This is a genomic window from Pseudomonas oryzihabitans (genome assembly GCF_032027545.1).
Classification (GTDB): domain Bacteria; phylum Pseudomonadota; class Gammaproteobacteria; order Pseudomonadales; family Pseudomonadaceae; genus Chryseomonas; species Chryseomonas oryzihabitans_F.
Window position 1 is genome coordinate 385,106 of the sequence record NZ_JAVSJB010000006.1, and the last position, 23,555, is coordinate 408,660.

Consider the following 23,555-nt stretch of genomic DNA (forward strand, 5'->3'; position numbering starts at 1 on the left):
TATCGTGATTTTGCCGGGGTGGATGTAACTGAACGCCTGCTTGGATAGCCCCTCTCCCCTTGGGAGAGGGTTGGGGTAAGGGAGCCCCTCGGCGCGACGTCTCCCATGGAAAAGGCTGCGCCGTTTTCCACGCTGCGTGATGTAGGCCTGTAGCGATAATACAGTCGCTCCTACAGGGGGCAGTGCTCTTGTAGGAGCGGTAGCAGCGGACCGCCATGACCGCGATAGGGTACGCCTACCTGGGCGATAGCCAGAAGCAGAGGGGGCCGGACAGGCGTGGCGTACTACTGCAGATCCCCGTTGAGCTTGCGCAACAGGCGCAACAGCTCGGCGCGTTCGGCATCGTCCAGCGGGGCGCTCGCGGCGCGGTCGCTGGCGGCGGCGCGGTCCTTGAGTTCGCCGACCAGGGCGCGGCCCTGGTCGGTGAGGTGCAGGGCATAGGCGCGGCGGTCCTGGGTGCCGCGTACGCGCTCGGCCAAGCCCTGGCGTTCCAGCTTGTTCAGCAGCAGGACCAGTTGCGGTGGCTCGATGGCCAGGCGCCGGGCCAGGTCGGCCTGCATCAGGCCCGGCTCCTGTTCCAGGATCACCAGGGCGGTGAACTGGGCGGGGCGCAGGTCGTAGCTGGCCAGGCTATCCACCAGGTGCTGGAACATCTTCATCTGGGCGCGGCGCAGGGCATAGCCTACGGCAGTGTCCAGCCAGGGGGTGGCGGTGTCGCGAGGCACGGCGTCGTTGGGCGAACTCATCGGCGGGAAGGGTTTCCGTCGGTGGTGGCGAAGGGAGGAGACAGCTGCATCATTCTAATCCAGTTCCCGCGCTCCGTGCCGCCTCGCGCGCTGATGGCGATAGGCGAACTGGGCACGGCTCAGGCCCAGCAGCCGCGCGGCGGCGGCCACGTTGCCGCGGCTGCGGGCCAGGGCTTCGTCCAGCAGTTCGGCTTCGAGCTGGCCCAGGTGCAACGGACGGTCGCTGTCCACACCCAGGCGCGCCAGCCAGCCGATTGTCTCCGCTGCCGGCTCCCGGAGGTCGTCCGGCAGGGGTTCACCGCGAAACAGGTGGGGCAGATCGATCAGCTCACCGGGGTCGCTGGCGATCACGCCGCGCTCCACCAGGTTCTGCAATTCGCGCACGTTGCCGGGAAAGTCATAGCGCAGCAGCGCCTTGAGGGCACGCATGGTCAGGCCCACCGGCGGGCGTTCGTAGGCGGCGCAGAAGCGTCGCAGAAAAAGGTCCACCAGCAGGGGCACGTCGTCGCGACGATCCCGTAGCGGCGGGATGCCGATGGGATAGACATTGAGCCTATAGAAGAGGTCTTCGCGGAAGTCGCCGCGGCGTACCGCCTCGCGCAGGTCCAGGTTGGTGGCGGCGATCACCCGCACATCCACCTTGAGGGTGCGGCTGCCACCGACCCGCTCGATCTCGCGCTCCTGCAGGGCGCGCAGCAACTTGCCCTGGCCAGGCAGGCTCAGGCAGGCGATCTCGTCGAGGAACAGGGTGCCGTTCTGGGCCCGTTCGAAGCGTCCGGCGCGGGACTGGTTGGCACCGGTGAAGGCGCCACGCTCCACGCCGAACAGTTCGGCTTCGATGAGATTCTCGGGGATGGCCGCGCAGTTGAGGGCGACGAAGGGACCGTCCGCGCGCCGACTCAGGCGGTGCAGGTGGCTGGCGAACAGTTCCTTGCCCACGCCGGATTCGCCGGTGAGCAGGACCGTGGCCGGCGTGGGGGCTACCCGCTGCAGGGCGCGGAAGGCCGTGTTGAAGGCGGCCGAGGCGCCCACCAGCGGCTGGTCGGCGGCGGCCAGCGGCAGCAGGGCAGGCAGCCGCGCCGTGGTGGTGACGGGCGTGTCGGCGCCGGCGGCGTTGAGATAGCGCAGGTCCTCTTCCACATCGGGCCAGCGCTCGGCATTGCGGCCTTCCACCCGGCAGACGTGGTGACCCATGGCCCGGCATTCCACTTCGCGAAAGATCACCAGGCGGCCGAACAGGCTGCTGACATAGCCGATGGCGTAGCCGGTTTCCATCCAGCAGGCCGGGTCGCTGCCCTGGCCATGGGCGATCTGGTGCTCGTCGCATTCGGCCGAATGATGCCAGAGGAATTCGCCGCCGTAGCGACCCTGCTCGATGTCGAATTCGAAATGCAGCGGCTCGACCCGCACCAGACCCTCCAGACCGTGCAGGCGGGTCCCGGCGGCGAAGATGGCCGCCGCGTCGGCCTGGGGCCAGCGCTTGCGCACCAGCTCGGCGTCGCGCACCCCGGAGAGATAGCCGACCCGGGTCAGCAGGCCGCGGGCGCGTTCCTGGCCCAGGGCGCCGATCAGTTCCCGGCGTAGCGCACCGAATGACGAGGCATGCATCAGCAGCATGCGCTGATCGTTGAGCCAGATGCGACCGTCGCCGGGGGAGAAGAACAGGCACTCGGCCAGTTCCGCCTGGGTCGGGGTGGCGCTGTCGTTCCAGGCCGCGCTGTCGCCACGCTGGCAGCCGGGGGCGACCTGTTGCAGATCGCTGAGGGACAGACGTTCGGACAGGGCCATGGCACGACCTCTCGGGAGAACTGCGCAAATGCGCAATCGAGAAGATGGTTATACATCATAACTTTATCTTTTGAGTAAGGCTTTCGCCGGTATGGCCTGCCTCGGTTGTCTGTTCACGGCAGCAAGCGCTTGATGGCAATGGTCTTTTTTCTCCTGCCCGGTGCTGGGCACAGCCTTTGCTCCGTTCCTTGGAGCCCACCGAGGCTCGATAACAACAAGGAGAAGGCTATGAGCGAACATCCCACGCCATTCCTGGACGGTGCGTCCTGGCGCGAGCGAATTTTCGATGGCGACTGGATCTCCGCCCAAGGCGGTACCCTGGAGGTCAGCGAACCCGCCAGCGGTCGGCCCCTGCATCGCACGGGCCTCGCCAACGTCGCCGACATCGACCAGGCCTGCGGCAAGGCGGCCCGGGCGCAACCGGCTTGGGCCGGCTGGACGGCTCGGCAGAAGGCCACCCTGTTCCTGGCGGCTGCCGCGCACCTCGAGCTGAATCGTGCCGAGCTGGCGCCGCTGATCGCCCGGGAAACGGGCGGCATCCTGCCCAAGGCCGAGCTGGAGTTGCGTGAAGCCGGCGTCATCCTGCAGCAGGTCGCCGGCCAGTTGCTGCAACCCCATGGCGTGGTCCTGCCCAGCGAGCGCGGTGCGCTGTCCTATGCCCGCCGGCTACCTCACGGCGTGGTCGGGGTGATCTCGCCCTTCAACTTTCCGCTGATCCTCTCGCTACGGGCCGTGGCCCCGGCCCTGGCCTGCGGCAACGCCGTGGTACTCAAGCCGGATCACCAGACGCCGGTGAGCGGCGGCATCCTGATCGCCCGGCTGTTCGAGGCGGTCGGCCTGCCCAAGGGCGTGCTGCAGGTGCTGCCCGGACGCGCCGAGGCGGGGGCGGCGCTCTGCGCCCATCCCCAGGTGCGGATGATCGCCTTCACCGGCTCGACCCGGGCCGGGCGCCAGGTGGCCGAAACCGCCGGACGTCATTTGAAGAAGGTGGCCCTGGAACTGGGCGGCAAGAATCCGCTGATCGTGCTGGACGATGCCGATCTCGACCTCGCCGTCGGCTGCGCCGCCTGGGGCAGTTTCCTGCACCAGGGCCAGATCTGCATGGCCACTGGCCTGATCCTGGTGCAGGAACGCCTTGCCGCGGCCTTCACCGAGCGCCTGGTGGCCCGCGCCGCGGCCCTGCGTCTGGGCGATCCCCTGGAGCCCACCACCCAGCTCGGTCCGCTGATCAACGCCCAGCAATTGCAGCGCGTCCAGGGCATCGTCGCGGATAGCCTGGCCGCGGGGGCTCGCCTGGAGCAGGGCGGTCGTCACGAAGGGCTGTTCTATGCCCCGACCGTGCTCAGCGGCGTCCGCCCCGGCATGCGCGCCTTCGACGAGGAAATCTTCGGGCCGGTGGCCAGCGTGGCGACCTTCGCCGACGAAGACGAGGCCGTCGAGCTGGCCAATCGCACCCCCTACGGCCTGGCGGCTGGCGTGCTCTCCGGCTCCCTGGCCCGTGCCCGCGCCCTGGGTGCGCGACTGGACTGCGGGATGCTGCACCTCAACGACCAGACGGTGAATGACGAGGTGGTCAACCCTTTCGGCGGTCGCGGCCAGTCCGGCAATGGCGGCAGTGTCGGCGGCCTGTGCAACTGGGACGACTACAGCCAGTGGCAATGGGTGACTGAGCATAACGAGCCGCCACGCTACCCCTTCTGAGAGCCTGCTCAAAGGCTGCTGCGCGTCGGCCAAACCGCGTTGAACACGACTTCGGAATGCTCATTTACTACTCGTAAATTCCGCTTCCTCAGCCGTGTTCGCCTTGTTTGGCTCTAGCTCGCGAGCCTTTGAGCAGGCTCCAAGCCCCTGTTCCATCCCCAATAACAACAAGAGGAAAGTCCCATGACCCTGAATGGCAAGACCCTGGTGATCACCGGCGTAGCCTCCGGTATCGGCGCCGAACTGGCACGCCTGGCGCGCTTCCAAGGCGCCACCGTGATCGGTGTCGACCGCAACCAACCCCAGCTCAGCCTGGATGACTTCCACCAGGCCGACCTGGGCGATCCGGACAGCATCGCCACCCTGGTCAGCCGCTTGCCGGAGCGCCTGCACGGCCTCTGCAACATCGCCGGGGTGCCGGGTACGGCACCGGCGGCAACCGTGGCGCGGGTCAACTATCTCGGCCTGCGCCTGCTCAGTCAGCAACTGGTCGGGCGACTGGGGCAGGGCGGTGCCATCGTCAACGTCGCTTCCATCCTCGGTGCCGAATGGCCGGAGCGCCTGGCCCAGCATCGCGAGCTGGCGCGGATCGCCGACTTCGCCGAGGCCCAGGCCTGGCTGGAGGCTCATCCGGTGGCGCAGGCGACCTGCTACCAGTACTTCAAGGAGGCGCTCATCGTCTGGAGCTTCGTGCAGTCCCAGAGTTGGCTCCGCGAATTCGGCGTGCGCCTGAACTGCGTGGCGCCGGGGCCGGTGTTCACCCCCATCCTCGGCGACTTCGTCAGCATGCTCGGTGAGGAGCGCGTCGCCCGCGATAGCCAGCGCATGCTGCGTCCGGCGCTGGCCGACGAGGTGGCCGAGGTGATCGCCTTCCTCTGCAGCGACGCCTCGCGCTGGATCAACGGCGCCAACCTGCCGGTGGATGGCGGCCTGGCCGCCAGCTACGTCTGACCCGGAATCCCGTGCCCGCCCGGGCACGGGCTCGCGTTTTCCCACAACAAGAACAATCCAAGGATGACGTCATGCGCACCTCGCTTCGCTTCAGTCTGCTGGCTGCGGCCAGCTTCGGCTCCAGTCTGGTCCAGGCCTACGACCTGCCCAGTCTCAACCTCGGCTCCACCAGTTTCTACGACGGCGCCCCGGCACCGGATGGTCCCGGCTGGTACTGGGAGGAGTACCTGATCTACGGCAAGACCAGTCGCTTCAACGACCAGGACGGCCGCAAGCTGCCGTTGCCCAAGCAGGAGCTGACCACCTTCGCCCCGGTCAGCCAGATCATCTACGTCGGCCAGCCCCTGGCCAACGGCGCCATGCCGGGTTTCACCGCTATCCTGCCCTGGCTGGTCCATGCCGATGTCGACGACGGCCTCGGCGGCCAGGCCCTCAGTGCCCGCGAAGGGGTAGGGGACCTGACCCTGGGCGTCTTCCTGCAACTGCCCACCACCACCCGACCCGATGGCGGTCCGCGCTGGGCGCAACGCATCGAAGCCGAGGTCGTCGCCCCCACCGGGCGCTACGATCGCGACCGGGCGATCAATCCGAGCAGCAACTTCTGGTCCTTCAATCCCTATTACGCCACCACCTATTGGCTGACGCCCCAGTGGTCGGTTACCGGACGCTTCTGGTACCTGTGGAACGGCAGGAACGACCAGCCACTACGCAGCTTCGGCGATGTTTCCGATACCCAGGCCGGGCAGGCGCTGCACGCCAACTTCGCCACCCAGTACGCGCTGAACGACCGGCTCAGCCTCGGCCTGAGCGGCTATTGGCTCAGGCAGATCACCGATACCCAGGTGGATGGTCATGACGTGAGCGGTCGCCGCGAGAAGGTCTGGGCCTGGGGACCGGGCTTCACCTACGCCTTTTCCAAGCAGAACCTGATCACCTTCAACAGCTACTTCGAACAGGACGCCGAGAACCGCACCGAGGGGCATAAGTTCGTCGTCAACTTCCTGCACAAGCTGTAGCCGAGCGCCCGGTCGCGCCGCACTCAGCGGTCGATCGGGATGCCATTCGGCAGCGGTGGCGAGGGCGGTGGAGCGGGTGGCCGGGGCGCCTGCGGATGAGGCACCATGTGCCAGGTTTCGTTGCGCGGCCGGCGGTCGATGTAGACCGGATAGGGCTGATAGATGACGCCCGAGCCGCGCACCTCGGTCTGCTGGCTGCTGCGGGAAGAAGAGGAGCCGCCCACGATGGTGATGTCGTCCACCGGACGCGGGCGGCTGGGAGCCGGTGCCGGTACCACGATGATCTGCTGGGGCGCCGCCGGGGCCGGTGCCACCGCCTGGCGCGGTGGCGGGGTGAAACCGTTGCTGTCGGGCAGACTCTGCAGCGGGATGGTGGTGACCTGGCTGGCGGCCGGACAGGCGCTCTGGGTATAGGTCGTACGGCCCTGGTCGTCCACGCACTTGTAGACATCCTGGGCTGTCACGGCACCACTGGCGAGCAGCAGTCCAAACAGCAGCGAACGCATGATGAGGCACCCCGGGTACCTGAATTGTCACCTCGAGGATACAAGATGGCCGATCGGCCTCCCAGCGTCGCGGCGGCTTGGTCAGCGGCCGTTCAGGAAAAGGTCTGACTGTAGGACTAGGCTGGGCGGGGCGTGCGGCGTATAACATCCCGATACAGATGTCCTGAGGCAACGGCCCGTGAAGTGGTTCGTCATCGGTGTGTTCATCCTTTGCGTGCTGCTGGTGCATTTCCGCGGACGAGTGCGCCATCCCTTCCTGCGCCAGCTCGGTGACCATTCCACCTTCCTGGCACCGCTCAATGCCTTCATGTTCCTCACCTCGCGGGTGCCCAATGCGCCCTATCACGAGGTGGAGCGCTTTCCTGAACTCCAGGTGCTGCAAGACAACTGGCAGCTCATCCGCGACGAAGCCCTGACTCTGCTGCGCGCCGGCCAGATCAAGAAATCCGCCGAGCCCAACGACGCCGGCTTCAATTCCTTCTTCAAGAGTGGCTGGAAACGCTTCTACCTGAAGTGGTACGGCGATAGCCATCCTTCCGCCATGCAGCTCTGCCCGCGGACCACCGAACTGCTCAGGGGGCTGGGTACGGTCAAGGCCGCCATGTTCGCCGAGCTGCCGCCCGGTTCACGGCTGGTCCGGCATCGCGATCCCTATGGCGGTTCGCTGCGCTATCACCTGGGCCTGGTGACTCCCAACGATCCGCGCTGCTTCATCGAGGTGGATGGCCGGCGCTATCACTGGCGCGATGGCCAGGCGGTGGTATTCGATGAAACCTTCATCCACTACGCCGAGAACGCCACCGAGCAGGATCGCATCATCCTGTTCTGCGACGTGGAGCGGCCGTTGCGCTATCGCTGGGCCGACGCCTTCAACCGCTGGGTCAGCAGTACCTTGCTGGCCTCGGCCGCCTCGCCCAACGAGGCCGGCGATAGGACCGGTGGCCTCAATCGCGCCTTCAAGTACCTCCATCGCATCCGCCAGCGCGGCAAGGCACTGAAGAAGCGCAACCGTTTCCGCTACTACTTGGAGCAGTGGCTGCTGCTGGCGGCCCTGGTCGGCGTGATCCTCTGGATCTGAACCGGAGAACGTTCGTCCGCCGACTCGCCGGTTCGACTTGACCTCGGGCAGGTCCCCCGCCAATACTAATACTGTATAAATATACAGATAGAGGCATTGGCCATGGACAACACCCTTGCGAGTTCGGTGGCATGAACGGCGGCGCCAGCCTGGCCCGGCTGTTCGAGGAGCGACGGCTGTGGAAGGGGCAGGCCAGCGCCGAGGCGCGGCGCAGCCGGCAGCCCACGGGCGTTGCGGCGCTCGATGCCCATCTGCCCGGTGCGGGCTGGCCGGATGCGGCCCTCACCGAACTGCTGCTCGCCGGACCTGGCCAGGGGGAGTTGCAACTACTCTGGCCGACCCTGGCCCGCCTGAGCCAGGCTGCCGAACGCATCGCCCTGATCGGTCCACCGCTGTCGCCCTATCCGCTGGCCTGGCAGGCGGCCGGCGTCGCCCTGGAGGCCCTGGTGGTGGTCCGCGCCCAGGGCGCCGAAATCCTCTGGGCCGCTGAACAGTGCCTGCGTTCCGGTTGCTTCGGCGCGGTGCTCTGCTGGCCCGAACGAGCCGACGATCGCCAGTTGCGGCGGCTGCAGGTCGCCGCCGAGAGCGGTCGTACCCTGGCCTTCGCCCTGCGTCCGGTCGCGGCGCTGGAGAATCCTTCGCCCGCCGCCCTGCGCCTGCAACTGCGGGCGCCCCTGGAGCGGGTGCACGTCCTCAAGTGCCGGGGTGGCCAGCCGGGCGTCCTTAGCCTGGCCGACGGCGCTTGAGGCGGCCATGCGCTGGGCCTGTATCCTCTTTCCGCAACTGGCGCTCGATGCCGTGCTGCGCCGCCATCCGGACCCTGAGCAGCCCCTGGTGCTGCTCTCCGGGCCGCCACAGCGGCGCCTGTTGCAGGCGGTCAATCCGGCCGCCCGGGCCCTGGGGCTGCGCCCCGGCCAGACCCTGGCCGCTGCCCAGGCACTGACCCGCGACTTCGAGCAGCAGCTGCACGATCCGGCACTCATCGAGAGCGCCGAGGCGCTGCTGGCGGCCTGGGGCTATGGCTTCAGCTCCCAGGTCAGCCGCCACTATCCGCGGGCCTTGCTGCTGGAGGTGCACTCCAGCCTGCCGTTGCTGGGGCCCTGGCCGCGCCTGGAGCGGCGCCTGCGCCAGGAACTCCAGGCCCTGGGCTTTCGCCATCGCCTGGCCCTGGCGCCCAATCCAGTGGCGGCGCGGATGCTGACCAACGTCGCCGATGGCCTGGTCGCCTCGTTGGACGACCTGCCGGCGCTGCTCGCTCGCCTGCCGGTGGAGCGTGCCGGCTTCGCCCCCCAGCAAGCCCAGGCCCTGGCGCGCATGGGCATTCGCCGGCTGGCGCAACTACTGGCATTGCCGCGGCCCGAACTGGCCCGGCGCTTCGCCCCCGAGTTGCTGCAGCAACTCGACCTGCTGCATGGCCAGCGTAGCCTGGCGTTGGACTGCTACCGCCCGCCCGCTCGCTTCCTGGCGCGGGTGGAGCTCAATTTCGAGGTGGAATCGCACCAGGCACTGCTGTTCCCCCTGCGCCGCCTCACCGCCGATTTGGCCGCCTGGCTGGCCAGCCGCGACCGCGGCGTGCAGCGCTTCCTGCTCTGGCTGGAGCATCGCCAGGGGCCGGCCACCGCGCTCACGGTCGGGCTGCTGGCTCCCGAGCGGGAGGCGGCCCTGCTGTTCGAATTCGCCCGGGGTCGCCTGGAACAACTGCAGGTGGTGGCACCGGTGTTGGCGCTGCGCCTGGAGAGCGAGGAACTGCCGGTCTTCGTCCCCGAGCGTCACGGGCTGTTCGACGAGCGCCCGGCGCAGGCGGTGGGCTGGGAGGTACTGCGCGAGCGGCTGCGGGCGCGGCTGGGCGAAGAGGCGGTGCTCGGCCTCGGCATCCAGGCGGATCACCGGCCCGAGCGCGCCCTGGTCTGGCGGCACGAGTGCTCGCCGGAGGGCACGCTGCCCGGCCAGCGCCCGGGATGGCTGCTGCACGAGCCGCGCGTCCTCGAAGGCCAGCCCCGGCGCATCCTCAGCGGTCCCGAACGCATCGAGAGCGGCTGGTGGGACGGCGGCGATCAGCGCCGCGACTACTATCGCATCGAGGTGACCGATGGGCGCCAGGCCTGGGCCTTTCGCCACTACGGCGAGGAGACGCCCTGGTGGATCCAGGGCTGGTTCGCATGAGCGGCTATGCCGAGCTGCACTGCCTGTCGAACTTCAGTTTCCAGCGTGGTGCCTCCAGCGCTCGCGAGTTGTTCGAGCGGGCCAAGGTCCTGGGCTATGAGGCGCTGGCCATCACCGACGAATGCACCCTGAGCGGTATCGTCCGTGCCTGGCAGGCCGCCCACGAGGTGGGTCTGCCGCTCATCGTCGGCAGCGAGCTGACCCTGGACGATGGCCTGCGTCTGGTACTGCTGGTGGAGGATCTGCCAGGGTACGAAAGGCTCTGCGCCCTGATTACCCAGGCACGGCGCCGGGCGCCCAAGGGGCGTTATCAGCTGGGCCGCAAGGATCTCGACCAGGCGCTACCCGGCTTGCTGGCGATCTGGCTACCCGCGGGCAATCCCTCGGTCGAGGAGGGCGCCTGGCTCCAGAGGCGCTTTCCCGAGCGCCTCTGGATCGGCGTGGAATTGCTGCGCTCGGTCGATGACGCCGCCCGGCTGGCGCACCTCCGGGCGCTAGGCGAACGCCTGGGGCTGCCACTGGTGGCCTGCGGCGACGTGCACATGCACAGCCGCGGTCGTCGCGCCCTGCAGGACGTGCTCACCGCCATCCGCCATCATCTACCGGTGGCCGAGGCCGGCTATCGGCTGTATCCCAATGGCGAGCGTCATCTGCGCCCGCTGGCGGCACTCGCAGAGCTCTATCCCGCCGCCTTGCGCGCCGAAACCCTGAAGATCGCCGCGCGCTGCCGCTTCGACCTGGGTGAACTGCGTTACCAGTATCCCCAGGAGGTGATACCCGCTGGCCAGACGGCTCGCACCTGGCTGGCCGAGCTGACCCGGCGTGGCCTGGCCTGGCGCTGGCCGGATGGCGTGCCGGACAGGGTTGCTCGGCAGGTGGCCCTGGAGTTGGCGCTGATCGCCGAGAAGGGCTACGAGAACTACTTCCTCACCGTGCACGACATCGTCGACCATGCCCGCCGCCAGCACATCCTCTGCCAGGGCCGCGGCTCGGCGGCCAATTCGGTGGTCTGCTACGTCCTGGGCATCACCGAACTGAATCCCCTCACCGGCAACCTGCTGTTCGAGCGCTTCATCTCCCGCGAACGCGACGAACCGCCGGACATCGACGTCGACTTCGAGCACGAACGCCGTGAAGAGGTCATCCAGTACGTCTTCCGCCGCTATGGTCGCGAGCGGGCCGCGCTCACCGCGGTGGTCAGCACCTATCACGCCGCGGGGGCCCTGAGAGACGTCGGCAAGGCCCTGGGCCTGCCGCTCGATCAGCTCAATGCCCTGTCCGGCTGCGCCGGGCGCTGGACCGACGAGATCCCAGGCCCGCCGCGGCTGCGCGAAGCCGGCTTCGATCCGGACAGCCCGCTGCTGCAGCGGGTGCTCATCCTCGCCGGCCAGTTGATCGGCTTCCCCCGGCACCTTTCCCAGCATCCCGGCGGCTTCGTCATCTCCGCAGCCCCCCTGGCGACCTTGGTACCGGTGGAGAACGCCGCCATGGCCGAGCGTACCCTGATCCAGTGGGACAAGGACGACCTCGACGCCGTGGGCCTGCTCAAGGTGGACATCCTCGCCCTGGGCATGCTCAGTGCCCTGCGCCGTTGTTTCGATCTGGTCGCCGACTGGCGCGGCCAGCGCTGGACCCTGGCCAGCCTGCCCCAGGAAGATGCGCCCACCTACGCCATGATCTCCCGCGCCGATACGATCGGGGTGTTCCAGATCGAGTCCCGCGCCCAGATGGCCATGCTGCCGCGCCTCAGGCCCAGGACGCTCTACGACCTGGTGATCGAAGTGGCCATCGTACGACCCGGCCCCATCCAGGGCGATATGGTGCATCCCTATCTACGGCGTCGTAATGAGGAAGAGGCCGCGGACTATCCCCATGACGAACTGCGCCCGGCGCTGGAGCGTACCCTGGGGGTGCCCTTGTTCCAGGAGCAGGTCATGCAGATCGCCATGATCGCCGCCGAATACACGCCAGGCGAAGCCGATCAGTTGCGGCGCTCCATGGCCGCCTGGAAACGCCATGGTGGCCTCGAACCCCATCGCCAGCGCCTGCACGACCGCATGGTCGCCCGTGGCTATCGCCCGGAATTCGCCGCGCGCCTCTTCGAACAGATCAAGGGCTTCGGCAGCTACGGCTTTCCCGAGTCCCATGCCGCCAGCTTCGCCCTGCTGACCTATGCCAGTTCCTGGCTCAAGTGCCACGAGCCGGCCGCCTTCGCCTGCGCCCTGGTGAACAGCTGGCCGATGGGCTTCTACAGTCCCGACCAGGTGCTGCAGGACGCTCGTCGCCATGGCATCGAGGTGCGTCCCGTGACGGTACAGAGCAGCCACTGGGATTGCCGGCTGGAAGCGGGCGCCGGCCAGCAGCCGGCGATCCGACTGGGGTTGCGCCTGGTGCAAGGGCTGGCGGAAGCGGTCGGGCGACGCCTGGTCGCCGTGCGCGGCGCGCAGCCCTTTCGTGATGTGGAAGAGCTCTGTCGACGGGCGGACCTGGATGCCCGGGCACGTGGGCAACTGGCCGACGCCGGAGCCCTGGCGGATCTCGTCGGTGATCGGCATCAGGCGCGTTGGGCGGTGGCTGGGGTGGAGCAGCAACTGCCGCTGTTCGAGGCGACCAGCAGTGCCGTGGAGGAGCGCCCGGCCTTGCCTGCACCCAGCGTCGCCGAGGAGGTCCATGCCGACTACCGCACCCTGGGCACCACCCTGGGACCCCATCCCTTGGCCCTGCTACGCGGCGAACTCCAAACACGTCGCTGCCGGGATTTCAGTCAGTTGGCGGACATTTCGCCCGGCAGCCTGGTGCGGGTGGCAGGGCTGGTGCGTGGCCGACAGCGACCCGGCACGGCCAGCGGCGTGATCTTCGTCACCCTGGAAGACGAGCACGGCATGCTCAATGTGGTGGTCTGGCGCGCGGTGGGTGAACAGCAGCGGCGGCCTTTGTTGCAGGCACGGTTGCTACAGGTCGAAGGGCATCTGGAGCGGGAGGCGGGGGTACAGCACCTGATCGCCGGTCGGCTGACCGATCTGAGTCCTCTGCTCGACGAACTCCTGGTGTCGAGTCGGGACTTTCACTAGTGAAACAGCCATTAGCGAAGTAGCGGCGAACCAAGGGTGGGGCTGGAGTGGGTGAGGCGGAGGGATTGTCTTGCGGCGGGGCTAGATTATTGCGGACTTGCGGAGGGACTGTCTTCCAGAGCGCCCGAGAGCGCCCGGAAGACAAGAATCGACCACGCAGTCTTAGCTGACGGCGTCTTTCAGGCCCTTGCCGGGCTTGAAGCCGGGCAGCTTGGCAGCGGCGATCTTGATGGTGGCACCGGTCTGCGGGTTGCGGCCTTCGCGAGCAGCGCGCTCTTTCACTGCGAAAGTTCCGAAACCGACCAGGCTAACGCTGTCGCCTTGCTTCAGAGCGTCGGTCACCGCGGTGGTGAAGGCGTCCAGGGCTTTGGCAGCGGTGGCCTTGGGCAGGTCGGCAGACGCGGCAATGGCGTCGATCAGCTCAGCTTTATTCATGTAAAAACTCCATGTGTGAGTATTGGCCAGGCAGTATAACGGCAGCTTTGCCTTGCGTAGAGCCTTTGTGAGCCTCTGCGTGGCCGGTTGAAGCAGCCTTGTTGTTCGGCGCTACAGGATACGCATAGCGGGCGAAAGAGCGATAGGGTATTCGATCTAGCAGGGGCGTGAAAACCTGATCCGTACTGCATTTTCTAAGCTTTACAGCCCAGCCGTCATCTTTTTGGGCAGCGCCGAAGGCCGTTTGGTTTCCTTTAAGCAACGCGGTCCGGGGAAAGATGGGGCTGCAGAGGTGGTGTCAAGGGCGGCAGGCCATAGGCCGCCCGGGCCGCATCGCAGTTTGGATTGGGCTCGCCGTTTTCCCAGGCCGCGGTGAATTCACGGCAGGTGCTGGAGCGATTTTCGTAGATGGTGCAGCGCGTGCCGCAGCCGATCTCGCCCAGCAAAGCCGTGCAGCGCGTAGGTTTCTGCTCGGTGCCCAGCATCGCCGCCAGGTGCCGGGTCACGGCCACCGTCAGGTTATCGGGCACCAGGCCGCCTGCCGACTGGCATTCGCCCCAATAGAAAGACACGCGGAAATGGGCGCAGCAGGCGCCACAGCTAAGGCAAGGATTCTCGGTCGACATGCACGAAAGCCATCGCAGAAACCGGCGGTGCCGGCGGGACAGGAGCTGATTCTAGGCATGCGCCCGCAGGCTGCGAAGCCCCCGGCAACGACCGTTCGGCGCCGACCTACGGCAGTGTTTCGCCCGGTCCCGAGGCGACCAGATGTCGCTGCAGCCAGGCGATGAACACCCTGACCTTGGCCGGCACCAGGCGGCGGTGCGGATACACCGCGTGAATGGTGATGGCCTGGGTGTGCCAGGCGGCGAACAGCCGTTCCAGGCGGCCAGCGGCGATGTCCTCGTTCACCAGGAAGTCCGGCTGGCGGATGATGCCGTGCCCGTCCAGCGCCGCCCGGTGCAGTACGCTGCCGTTGTTGGCCCGCAGATGCCCGGCAACCTTCACCTGCAACTGCTCCTCACCGCGCTGGAACAGCCAGGTGTCGCCGTCGCTGGCGTAGCTGTAGAGCAGGCAGCGATGCTGGTCGAGTTCGCTCGGCTGGTCCGGTCGTCCACGGCGTTGCAGATAGGCGGGCGCTGCGCAGATATGCAGCTCCACCGCGCCCAGTGGCTGCGCCACCAGGCTGGAATCGCTCAGGTCGCCGATGCGCACGGCGAGATCGAAGCCTTCCTCGACCAGCCGGACCTGGCGATCGCTCAGCTCCACGTCGATGGCCACGTCCGGGTATTCATGGAGGAAGCTGCTCACCAACGGCGCCAGATGACGCACCCCGAAGGTGAGGGGCGCACTGACCCTCAGACGTCCCCGTGGCCGCTCGTGGCCTTCCTGCAGGCGATGTTCCAGCGCTTCGAGATCGCCCAGCAGGGGCACTATGCCCTCGTGGAGCGTGCGTCCGGCTTCGGTCAGGCTCAGGGTGCGGGTGGTGCGCTGCAGCAGCCGCGTGCCGTAGTGCCGTTCCAGCGCCGCCAGGTGCTTGGTCAAGGCCGAGCGCGACAGCTCCAGCCGCTCGGCGGCGGCGGTCAGGCTACCGAGTTCGACGATCTTGACGAAGGCCTGCAGGGCGCGAAGGGTGTCCATATATTGTTTCCATATCGTGCGCAGTCCATTCGCAGCTTGCTACTTTATTCTCGCTCTGGAAACAGGAAAATGAACCTATCCTTCCTCTCGCGAGACCTTGCCATGACCGCCCCCACTGCCTCGACCGCTCCCTATGCCGCCCTCCTGCTGCGTCTTGCCCTGGGTGCCATGTTCCTCGCCCACGGCCTGACCAAGTTGCTGGTCTTCACCCTGCCGGGCACGGCGGGTTTCTTCGCCTCGGTAGGTTTTCCCGGCTGGCTGGCCTATCCGGTCACCTTCTTCGAGCTGGGCGCCGGTGTGCTGCTGATCCTGGGCGCCTGGGTGCGTCCCGTGGCGGCAGTGGCTGCCGTCCAGCTGTTCGTCGCTTCTACCGTGCATTTCGGCAATGGCTGGTCGTTCACCAACCCCAATGGTGGCTGGGAATACCCGGTATTCCTCGCCGTGACCGCCGCTGCCCTGGCCTTGCTGGGTGCCGGCCCGCTGTCCTGGGATGCCCGCAAGCACGCTTGATCACCCTGTCGCCGAGGTAACCGCCATGTCGCTTCCCACGCTGTTCATCTCCCACGGCTCGCCCATGGAGGCGCTCGATGCGGGCGCGGCAGGGCAGGCGTGGCGCACCCTCGGCCAGACCCTGCCGACGCCGGCGGCCATCGTCGTGGTCTCGGCGCATTTCGATACTCCGGTGCCGGTGTTCGGCACCGCCGAACGTCCCGCCACCATCCACGACTTCTATGGCTTTCCCGAGGCGCTCTACCGCCTGAACTATCCGGCGCCCGGTGCGCCGGCACTGGCCGAAACCTTGGCCCAGGGGCTGCGCGAGCAGGGCTGGGAGGCGCGTACCGGCGAGCAGGGACTGGATCACGGCGCCTGGGTCCCGCTGCGCTATCTCTACCCGGACGCCCGGATTCCCGTGGTGCCGCTGTCGATGAGCGCTAACCGTGGGCCCGACTACCACTTCGCCCTGGGCCAGGCCCTGGCGCCACTGTTGCCAGCGGACACCCTGCTGATCGCTTCGGGTAGCCTCACCCATAACCTGGGTGATTTCCGCCTGGGTGGCGGTGAGTCGCCCGGCTATGTCGCGGCTTTCCAGCAGTGGGTCCAGAGTCGTCTGCGCGAACGAGATCTCGCGGCCCTGCTGGACTACCGGCGGCAGGCGCCGAGCGCCCGGCAGGCGCATCCTACCGACGAGCACCTGTTGCCGCTGTTCGTCGCCCTGGGCGCCGCGGATCCGGAAGGTAACTTCGCCATCCATCATGACGGCATCGCCCATCGCGTCCTGGCGATGGACGTCTATGGCTTTTCACGCCACTGATGCAGCCCCAAAAACCAGGCCCGGCTCACCTAGTGAGCCGGGCCTGGTTTTTTGGCGGAACGGCCTGCCTCAGCCGAACAGCCCGGGACCGTACCCCCACATCAGTACGGTAATGGCCATCAGCACCTCGAGTACCAACACCCCGATGGCCAGGGTCGAACCGGACATGATGAAACCTTCCCGCTGATCGATATTAAGGAAGGACGGAATGCCGGTGTAGAGCAGGTAGGCCGAATAGGCCAGGCCGACGATGCCGGCGATGGCGCACAGCCACACTAGGGGGTAGAACCCCACCAGGCCACTCAGCAGCATCGGGGTGGCCACGTAGCCGGCGAATAGGATGCAGCGATTGGCACTGGGCCGATCCGGATAGCGCCGGGCCAGCCAATGGATCACATGCCCCATGGCCACCACCGCGGCCATGATCAGCGCATAGCTGACGACCGCCAGCACCACGGCCGTTGGCAGGTCCAGTACATGGGCCTCGCCGCCGCCGAAGCGCCAACCGAAGGTGGTGGTGCCAACCAGGGAGGCGACGACCGGAATGGCCGCCAGGAAGGCGACATGATGGGCAAAGAAGTGCCCGACGGTTTCCCCTTCGCGACGAATCTGTTGCCACTCGCGATCGGGATGGGCCAGCAGGCCCCAGACATGATTGATCATGATCCTGCTCCTCACCCGCCGTGGTCGCCGCAAGCGGGCCTTTAGGTGATGGCGAACGCTGGACTAGGAACCTGTTCACGACCTCGCGAGCTAGAGACAAACAAGGCGCAACGACCAACGGGAGTAACAGCCAACGGCTGGCCCGCAGGGTGAGCGCCAGCGAATCAAATGGCTGAGGACGCGGAGTTTACGAGTGGTAAATGAGCATTCCGAAGCCATTTTCAACGCCGTTTGGCCGACGCGCAGCAGATCGTGAACAGGTTCTAACGCATCTGGCGACTACCTTATGAGTATAGAAGGGCTCTGGAATGCGTCATCCGAGCCGACGAAGGGTCGTCCGCTTCGTGACGAAGCGACCGGTGGTACCCAGGCACCAGGCTGGTGCGTTTTCTGCCGGGTTTTACCCAGGCGCGTGTCCATTTCTCGGTACCTGACCACTTGGACAGGTTTTTGCTTGGTCAAAACATCTGTTACCGCCATCAAGAGGCCTCTCATGCCAATTCTCGACATCATCATCGCCGGTGCCGGCATGGGTGGGCTCAGCGCCGCCTTGGCTCTGCAACAGGCCGGCCATCGGGTACGCCTGTTCGAGCGTGCCGCGGAGCTGGCGCCCATAGGCGCGGCCATCTCCATCTGGCCCAACGGCGTGAAGGTGCTGGAGCGCCTGGGCCTGGGAGCGGCCATCGCCGCGGTGAGCGGTGACATGCGCACCATGAGCTACCACGACCACCAAGGCGTCTTGCTCACGCGCTTCAGCCTGCTGCCGCTCTACGAGGCGGTCGGCCGACCGGCGCGCCCCATCGCGCGCGCCCAGCTGCAGCGCCTGTTGCTGGACGCCGTGGGCGCGGAGCGGGTAACCCTGGGCGTCGGCTGCGAAGGCTTCGAGCAGGACGCTGACGGCGTGACGGTAACCCTCAGTGACGGCCGCCTGGAGCGGGCTGACCTATTGATCGCCGCCGACGGCACCCACTCGCGACTGCGGGACCGGGTGGTGGGGCAAGCCATCTCCCGTGACTACTGTGGCTATGTGAACTGGAACGGTCGGGTAAAGATTGCGCCGGACTTGGCTGAAGCGCATGAGTGGGCGCAGTTCGTCGGAGATCACCAGCGGGTGTCGCTGATGCCCATGGGCGGCGATGAATTCTACTTCTTCTTCGATGTACCCCTGCCCAAGGGGACGCCCAACGAGCGCAGTCGTTACCGCGAGGAATTGGCCGGGCATTTCGCCGGCTGGGCGCCGCCGGTGCAGCGCCTGATCGAGCGCCTGGACCCCCAGGGCGTGGCCCGGGTCGAGATCCACGATACCCGACCACTGACGACCCTGGTACGCGGCCGCGTGGCGCTGCTGGGTGATTCGGCCCACTCCATGGCGCCGGACCTGGGGCAGGGCGGTTGCCAGGCCATGGAAGATGCCTGGGTGCTGGCGCGTTGCCTGGAAACCGCGGCCGAGCCACAGGCGGCCCTGCAAGCCTACGAGCAAGCGCGCTTGGAGCGGGTCGCCGGGATCGTCGAGCGGGCCCGCAAGCGCTGCGAGATCACCCATGGCCACGCCCCCGAGGCCACCCGCGCCTGGTATGCCGAGCTGGCCCAGGAAACCGGCGAGGCGGTGATCGCCGGGCTGCGCAAGACCGCCGACGGTGGCCCGCTGTGAAGTAGCCTGCTGTGAAATAGTGAGGGCGGGCGGGATGAATGGCGGCACTGGGGGTCGAAAGGCCCACGCCCTCTGTCGTCCAAGTCTTCGTTGGAGAACCGCCCATGCGTCTGCGTCTCGCTCTGACCCTCGCCAGCTCCTTCGCCCTCGCCCCGCTGGCCTTCGCCGCCGAGAGTGGCTGTCCCTATCCACAGACGGTGAAGTTCGCCGGTCCCAATTGGGAAAGCGGCATGTTCACCACCGAGGTCTTGCGCCTGCTGGTGGAGAAGGGCTATGGCTGCCAGACCGACGCTGTGCCGGGTAACACGGTGACCCTGGAGAACGCCCTGGCGCAGAACGATATCCAGGTCACCGGCGAGCAGTGGGCCGGTCGTAGTCCGGCCTGGCGCGCGGCGGAGAAGGCCGGCAAGGTGTTCGCCGTGGGCGAGACGGTCAAGGGGGCCACCGAGGGTTGGTGGGTGCCGGAATACCTGGTCAAGGGCGATCCCGCGCGCGGCATTGAGGCCAAGGCGCCGGACCTGAAGAGCGTGGCCGATCTGCCGCGCTATAAAGAGTTGTTCCGCGATCCCGAGGAACCGAGCAAGGGCCGCTTCCTCAATTGCCCCACCGGCTGGACCTGCGAGATCGTCAACAGCCAGAAGCTCAAGGCCTATAAGCTGACCGACAGCTACACCAACTTCCGCACCGGCACCGGCCCCGCGCTGGATGCCGCCATCGCCACCGCCATGCGCCGCGGCGAGCCGGTGCTCTTCTACTATTGGTCGCCGACGCCGCTGATGGGGCGCTACAAGCTGGTCCAGTTGGAAGAGCCACCCTTCAGCGAGAAGGCCTGGGAGACCCTGTCGGACCCGAAGAACCCCGATCCGCTGCCCTCGCGCTCGTTGCCGGCCAAGATCACCATCGGCGTCTCCCGCGACCTGCACGACAAGGCCCCAGCCCTGGTGGCGCTGTTCGAGAAGGTCGAATTCCCTCTCGACCAGTTCAACGGCATCCTTGCCGGCATGGCCGAGAAACATGAAGACGCCCAGGTGGTGGCCAAGCGCTTCCTCAAGGAGCACCCGGAAGTCTGGACGTCCTGGCTGCCGGCGGAAAACGCCGAGCGGGTGAAGGCGGCGCTCTGACGCCTGTGATGGGCGATAATGACGGTTTTCCATGTTGGAGCCGCCCATGACCGTCGCCGCCCTCACCATGTATGTCGAGCCCGTCGAGGTCTGCGACGCCTATCGCCAGCTGGCCGCAGCCGTGGCGTTACGCCTGGATACGACGCTCGAACCGGCGCCGGAAGAGCTGCCAGCGCTTTGGACTCATCCCGAGCTGCTGCTGGCCCAGACCTGCGGCTATCCCTGGGCGACCCGCCTGCGCGACCAGGTGCGCCTGGTGGCGGCGCCGCGCTATACCTTCGAGGGTTGTGCGGATGCTGAGCACTGCGCCTTCATCCTGGTGCCCGAGGCATTGGCGGCAGACAGCCTGGCCGACCTGCGCGGCAAGCGGGTGGCGCTCAACGGGCTGGACTCCAACACCGGCATGAACCTGCTGCGCCATGCCGTGGCACCCCTGGCCGAGCGCGGGCGCTTCTTCGGCGAGGTAATCGTCAGCGAGAGCCATGCCAACAGCCTGGCGCTGTTGCAGCAGGGACATGCCGACGTAGCCGCAGTGGACGCCGTGACCTATGGCTATCTACAACGCGCCGAGCCTGGGCGCGTCGCGGGTCTGCGGCTACTGCAACGCACCCGGTCCAGCCCAGCGCTGCCCTTCATTACCGCAGCCAGTCGCTCGGATGCCGAGGTGAAAGCCTTACGCGCCGCGCTTGGCGACAGCCTGACGGCTGATCCCGAGCTGGCCGCCGTCCTAGCCATCGCGAGTTTCGCGGCAGTGGACGAGGCGACCTATCTACCCCTGCTGGACTGGCGCCGTGACGCGGTGGAGCAGGGCTATCCGGTGATTGGCTAGAGGGAATCGCTGGCCAATCGCGGCCATGGGCCGCTCCTACAGGTACGGAAACCACTGTAGGAGCGGCCCATGGCCGCGATTGAATGTTTGCCGCACGCGCGTGCTCAAGCCAACCCTGCCGCCCGAGCCCTTTGCTGAGCAGGCCGTGCGGTCGCCGGCTGAACCCCAGGCCTTCCGCGCTGACCAAGCTAGGATCGCCAGCGGACCGGCTCTGCCACCCTGGCCCGCCCAGTGCAGACGGAGTTCCCCATGCCCCCAGCCTTTACCCGCCGTTCCCTCCTGGCCGCTGGCCTGTCCCTTGGCCTGCTCGCCGCCGGCACTGTCCAGGCCGCCGACTGGTGCGCCAGCAAGCCGGTGAAGTTCGCCGGGGTGAACTGGGAGAGCGGCATGCTGCTCACCGAACTGATGGGCTTTGTCCTGCAGCACGGCTACGACTGCAAGATCGACAGCATCCCCGGTAACTCCATCACCCTGGAACAGGCGCTGGCCAACGACGACATCCAGGTGTTCGCCGAGGAGTGGATCGGCCGCAGCGAGGCCTGGAACAAGGCTGCCGCCGCCGGCAAGGTGGTCGGCGTGGGCGCGCCCATCGAAGGCGCCACCGAAGGCTGGTACGTGCCGCGCTATCTGGTGGAAGGCGAGGGCGCCAAGGCGCCTAATTTGAAGAGCATCGCCGACCTGGGCCAATACGCCGCGCTGTTCCGCGATCCGGAAGAGCCGGGCAAGGGCCGCTTCTACAACTGTCCGGCCGGCTGGACCTGCGAGCTGGAGAATACCCAGATGCTGCAGAGCTATGGCCTGAGCGATAAATACACCAACTTCCGCCCCGGCACCGGCCCGGCGCTGGATGCGGCCATCGTCTCGGCCACCAAGCGCAAGCAGCCGATTCTCACCTACTACTGGTCGCCGACGCCGCTGCTGGGCCGGGTCGATATGGTCCAGCTCAAGCCCCGCGACGGCGAAGCGAAGCACATCCAGGTCCAGGCCGGGCTGTCCAAGCCTTTCCACGACGGCGCCCCCGAACTGGTCGCCGTGCTGAGCCGGGTCAACGTGCCCATCGAGCTGCTCAACCGCACCCTGGCCGAGCAGGCCGAGGCCAAGCAGGACGCTACCACCACCGCCAAGGCGCTGCTCAAGGCCCATCCCGAGCTGTGGCAGGCCTGGGTGACCGACGCCGGGGCGCGCAGCAAGATCCAGGCGGCGCTCTAGGATGTTCCCCGAAAGCCTGACCTTTTCCTTCGCCGATGCGGTGAATCGCGGCGTCGACTGGCTGGTGACCCGGTATGGCGATGTCTTCCGCGCCATCTCCGATACCCTGTTGCAGGCCATCGTCTGGCTCGAAGGGCTGCTGCGCGGCACGCCCTGGTGGGCCATCCTGCTGATCGTCGCGGCGCTCGCCGGCCATGCCACCCGCCGGGTGCTGCCGACGCTGCTGATCACCGGCCTGCTGTTCCTGGTCGGCGCCCTGGGGCTCTGGGACAAGTTGATGCAGACCCTGGCGCTGGTGCTGGTGGCCACCGCCATCGCCGTGGTCATCGGCATCCCCCTGGGCATCCTTTGTGCCCGCAGCGCGCGATTGCGCCTGGTGCTGATGCCACTCCTGGACATCATGCAGACCATGCCCAGCTTCGTGTACCTGATCCCGGTGCTGATGCTGTTCGGCCTCGGCAAGGTGCCGGCGATCTTCGCCACGGTGATCTATGCCGCGCCACCGCTGATCCGCCTCACCGACCTGGGCATCCGCCAGGTCGACCGCGAGGTCATGGAGGCGGTCAACGCCTTCGGCGCCAGCCGCTGGCAGCAGCTGTTCGGCGTGCAACTGCCGCTGGCCCTGCCGAGCATCATGGCCGGCATCAACCAGACCACCATGATGGCGCTGTCCATGGTGGTGATCGCCTCGATGATCGGCGCCCGCGGCCTCGGCGAAGAGGTGCTGGTGGGTATCCAGACCCTGGACGTGGGCAAGGGCCTGCAGGCGGGGCTGGCCATCGTCATCCTCGCCGTGGTCATCGACCGCATCACCCAGGCCTATGGTCGCCAGCGCCATGAGGTGGAGCGATGAAAATCGTCGTCGAGCGGGTCTCCAAGATCTTCGGCAAGCGTGAGAAGACTGCCCTGGCGCTGCTCCGCGAGGGGCACGACAAGGCCGAGATACTCGCCCGCACTGGTTGCGTGGTGGGGGTGGACGACCTCTCCCTGGAGATCGCCGAGGGCGAGATCTTCGTCATCATGGGCCTCTCCGGTTCCGGTAAGTCGACCCTGGTGCGCCACCTCAACCGGCTGATCGACCCGAGCAGCGGGCGCATTCTCATCGACGGCCAGGACATCCTCCAGCTACCCCTGCCGGCGCTGCGCGAATTGCGTCGCCAGCGCATCAGCATGGTATTCCAGAGTTTCGGCCTGTTGCCGCATCGGCGGGTGCTGGACAACGTCGCCTACGGCCTCAAGGTCCGCGGCGAACCCAAGGCGGTCTATCGCGAGCGGGCGCTGCACTGGCTGGAGGTGGTCGGCCTGAGCGGTTACGAGCGCAAGTGGCCGCACCAGCTCTCCGGGGGCATGCGCCAGCGCGTCGGCTTGGCGCGGGCCTTGGCGGCGGACACCGAGATCATCCTGATGGACGAGGCCTTTTCCGCCCTCGATCCGCTGATCCGCGCCGAGATGCAGGACCAACTGTTGGCGCTGCAACAGCGCCTGCACAAGACCATCGTCTTCATCACCCATGACCTGGACGAGGCCCTGCGCCTGGGCAACCGCATCGCCATCCTGCGCGATGGGCGCCTGGTACAGGTGGGCACGCCGGCGGACATCCTCGGTCAGCCGGCCGACGACTATGTAGCGCGCTTCGTCCAACGCCGCAGCGTTGCGACAGTTTGAAACAATTGC

Annotated in this window: 22 protein-coding genes; 15 read left to right on the forward strand and 7 right to left on the reverse strand. The window is 67.1% G+C overall.

From position 1 onward, the window contains the following. Nucleotides 1-284: 284 nt before the first annotated feature. Together RND78_RS13310 and RND78_RS13315 are read right to left on the reverse strand one after the other, a co-directional pair. Nucleotides 285-746: a MarR family winged helix-turn-helix transcriptional regulator gene (locus RND78_RS13310; RefSeq protein ID WP_059227316.1), complete on the reverse strand. Its 462-nt coding sequence runs from the start codon at nt 744-746 to the stop codon at nt 285-287. Between the two features lie 54 nt (nt 747-800). Beyond that, a complete protein-coding gene (locus RND78_RS13315; protein WP_312729350.1) occupies nt 801-2,534 on the reverse strand; it encodes a sigma 54-interacting transcriptional regulator in 1,734 nt (577 codons plus the stop codon). Between the two features lie 228 nt (nt 2,535-2,762). On the opposite strand from RND78_RS13315, the gene RND78_RS13320 reads away from it, so the two are divergent. From RND78_RS13320 to RND78_RS13330, 3 genes are all read left to right on the forward strand, one after another. Beyond that, the gene (locus RND78_RS13320) at nt 2,763-4,235 is read left to right on the forward strand and encodes a benzaldehyde dehydrogenase (protein WP_312729352.1); all 1,473 of its coding nucleotides are present in this window, start codon (nt 2,763-2,765) and stop codon (nt 4,233-4,235) included. 183 nt (nt 4,236-4,418) lie between these two features. After that, nucleotides 4,419-5,186 (forward strand): coniferyl-alcohol dehydrogenase, encoded by a 768-nt coding sequence (locus tag RND78_RS13325; protein WP_312729354.1) that lies wholly within the window; start codon nt 4,419-4,421, stop codon nt 5,184-5,186. A gap of 71 nt (nt 5,187-5,257) precedes the next feature. Beyond that, nucleotides 5,258-6,202 (forward strand): transporter, encoded by a 945-nt coding sequence (locus RND78_RS13330; protein ID WP_312729356.1) that lies wholly within the window; start codon nt 5,258-5,260, stop codon nt 6,200-6,202. A gap of 23 nt (nt 6,203-6,225) precedes the next feature. Here RND78_RS13330 and RND78_RS13335 read toward each other — a convergent pair whose 3' ends face one another. After that, nucleotides 6,226-6,708, reverse strand: a complete 483-nt coding sequence (locus tag RND78_RS13335) for a DUF4124 domain-containing protein (RefSeq protein ID WP_312729358.1) — start codon at nt 6,706-6,708, stop codon at nt 6,226-6,228. A gap of 178 nt (nt 6,709-6,886) precedes the next feature. Between RND78_RS13335 and lpxO the strand changes: the two genes are divergently transcribed. The 4 genes from lpxO (at nt 6,887) to RND78_RS13355 (ending at nt 13,020) form a co-directional block, all read left to right on the forward strand. Then, complete coding sequence (gene lpxO, locus RND78_RS13340) at nt 6,887-7,786, forward strand: lipid A hydroxylase LpxO (protein ID WP_312729360.1); 900 nt, start codon at nt 6,887-6,889, stop codon at nt 7,784-7,786. Nucleotides 7,787-7,917: 131 nt separating this feature from the next. Then, on the forward strand, nt 7,918-8,532 hold the full coding sequence (gene imuA / locus RND78_RS13345) for a translesion DNA synthesis-associated protein ImuA (protein ID WP_312729362.1): 615 nt from the start codon (nt 7,918-7,920) through the stop codon (nt 8,530-8,532). Nucleotides 8,533-8,539: 7 nt separating this feature from the next. After that, nucleotides 8,540-9,949, forward strand: a complete 1,410-nt coding sequence (locus RND78_RS13350) for a DNA polymerase Y family protein (RefSeq protein ID WP_312729364.1) — start codon at nt 8,540-8,542, stop codon at nt 9,947-9,949. Continuing rightward, a complete protein-coding gene (locus RND78_RS13355; protein WP_312729418.1) occupies nt 9,946-13,020 on the forward strand; it encodes an error-prone DNA polymerase in 3,075 nt (1,024 codons plus the stop codon). The genes RND78_RS13350 and RND78_RS13355 overlap by 4 nt, the downstream gene beginning before the upstream one ends. A gap of 162 nt (nt 13,021-13,182) precedes the next feature. On the opposite strand, the gene RND78_RS13360 is transcribed toward RND78_RS13355, so the two are convergent. The 3 genes from RND78_RS13360 to RND78_RS13370 all read right to left on the reverse strand — a co-directional run bounded on the left by RND78_RS13360 (nt 13,183) and on the right by RND78_RS13370 (nt 15,096). Then, on the reverse strand, nt 13,183-13,455 hold the full coding sequence (locus RND78_RS13360; protein ID WP_007159052.1) for an HU family DNA-binding protein: 273 nt from the start codon (nt 13,453-13,455) through the stop codon (nt 13,183-13,185). 254 nt (nt 13,456-13,709) lie between these two features. Further along, entirely contained in the window at nt 13,710-14,081 is a 372-nt protein-coding gene (locus tag RND78_RS13365) for a YkgJ family cysteine cluster protein (RefSeq protein ID WP_312729366.1), read from the reverse strand. Between the two features lie 106 nt (nt 14,082-14,187). Beyond that, nucleotides 14,188-15,096 (reverse strand): LysR family transcriptional regulator, encoded by a 909-nt coding sequence (locus RND78_RS13370; protein ID WP_312729368.1) that lies wholly within the window; start codon nt 15,094-15,096, stop codon nt 14,188-14,190. A 102-nt stretch (nt 15,097-15,198) separates the two neighbouring features. Between RND78_RS13370 and RND78_RS13375 the strand changes: the two genes are divergently transcribed. Both RND78_RS13375 and RND78_RS13380 read left to right on the forward strand, forming a co-directional pair. Then, nucleotides 15,199-15,606, forward strand: a complete 408-nt coding sequence (locus tag RND78_RS13375; RefSeq protein WP_312729370.1) for a DoxX family protein — start codon at nt 15,199-15,201, stop codon at nt 15,604-15,606. 25 nt (nt 15,607-15,631) lie between these two features. Beyond that, nucleotides 15,632-16,408 carry a class III extradiol ring-cleavage dioxygenase gene (locus RND78_RS13380; RefSeq protein ID WP_312729372.1) on the forward strand — a complete coding sequence of 259 codons (777 nt, stop codon included), beginning with the start codon at nt 15,632-15,634 and terminating at the stop codon, nt 16,406-16,408. Between the two features lie 69 nt (nt 16,409-16,477). Here RND78_RS13380 and RND78_RS13385 read toward each other — a convergent pair whose 3' ends face one another. Then, on the reverse strand, nt 16,478-17,071 hold the full coding sequence (locus RND78_RS13385) for a Yip1 family protein (RefSeq protein ID WP_312729374.1): 594 nt from the start codon (nt 17,069-17,071) through the stop codon (nt 16,478-16,480). 493 nt (nt 17,072-17,564) lie between these two features. Between RND78_RS13385 and hpxO the strand changes: the two genes are divergently transcribed. The 6 genes from hpxO (at nt 17,565) to RND78_RS13415 (ending at nt 23,546) form a co-directional block, all read left to right on the forward strand. Further along, nucleotides 17,565-18,722: an FAD-dependent urate hydroxylase HpxO gene (hpxO, locus tag RND78_RS13390; RefSeq protein ID WP_312729376.1), complete on the forward strand. Its 1,158-nt coding sequence runs from the start codon at nt 17,565-17,567 to the stop codon at nt 18,720-18,722. Between the two features lie 104 nt (nt 18,723-18,826). Further along, nucleotides 18,827-19,843 carry an ABC transporter substrate-binding protein gene (locus tag RND78_RS13395; protein ID WP_312729379.1) on the forward strand — a complete coding sequence of 339 codons (1,017 nt, stop codon included), beginning with the start codon at nt 18,827-18,829 and terminating at the stop codon, nt 19,841-19,843. A 46-nt stretch (nt 19,844-19,889) separates the two neighbouring features. Next, nucleotides 19,890-20,672, forward strand: a complete 783-nt coding sequence (locus RND78_RS13400; protein ID WP_312729381.1) for a PhnD/SsuA/transferrin family substrate-binding protein — start codon at nt 19,890-19,892, stop codon at nt 20,670-20,672. A gap of 249 nt (nt 20,673-20,921) precedes the next feature. Then, on the forward strand, nt 20,922-21,881 hold the full coding sequence (locus tag RND78_RS13405; protein ID WP_312729383.1) for an ABC transporter substrate-binding protein: 960 nt from the start codon (nt 20,922-20,924) through the stop codon (nt 21,879-21,881). 1 nt (nt 21,882) lies between these two features. Then, nucleotides 21,883-22,734, forward strand: a complete 852-nt coding sequence (locus RND78_RS13410) for a proline/glycine betaine ABC transporter permease (protein WP_312729385.1) — start codon at nt 21,883-21,885, stop codon at nt 22,732-22,734. Then, complete coding sequence (locus tag RND78_RS13415; protein WP_312729387.1) at nt 22,731-23,546, forward strand: glycine betaine/L-proline ABC transporter ATP-binding protein; 816 nt, start codon at nt 22,731-22,733, stop codon at nt 23,544-23,546. The genes RND78_RS13410 and RND78_RS13415 overlap by 4 nt, the downstream gene beginning before the upstream one ends. Nucleotides 23,547-23,555 lie beyond the last annotated feature (9 nt).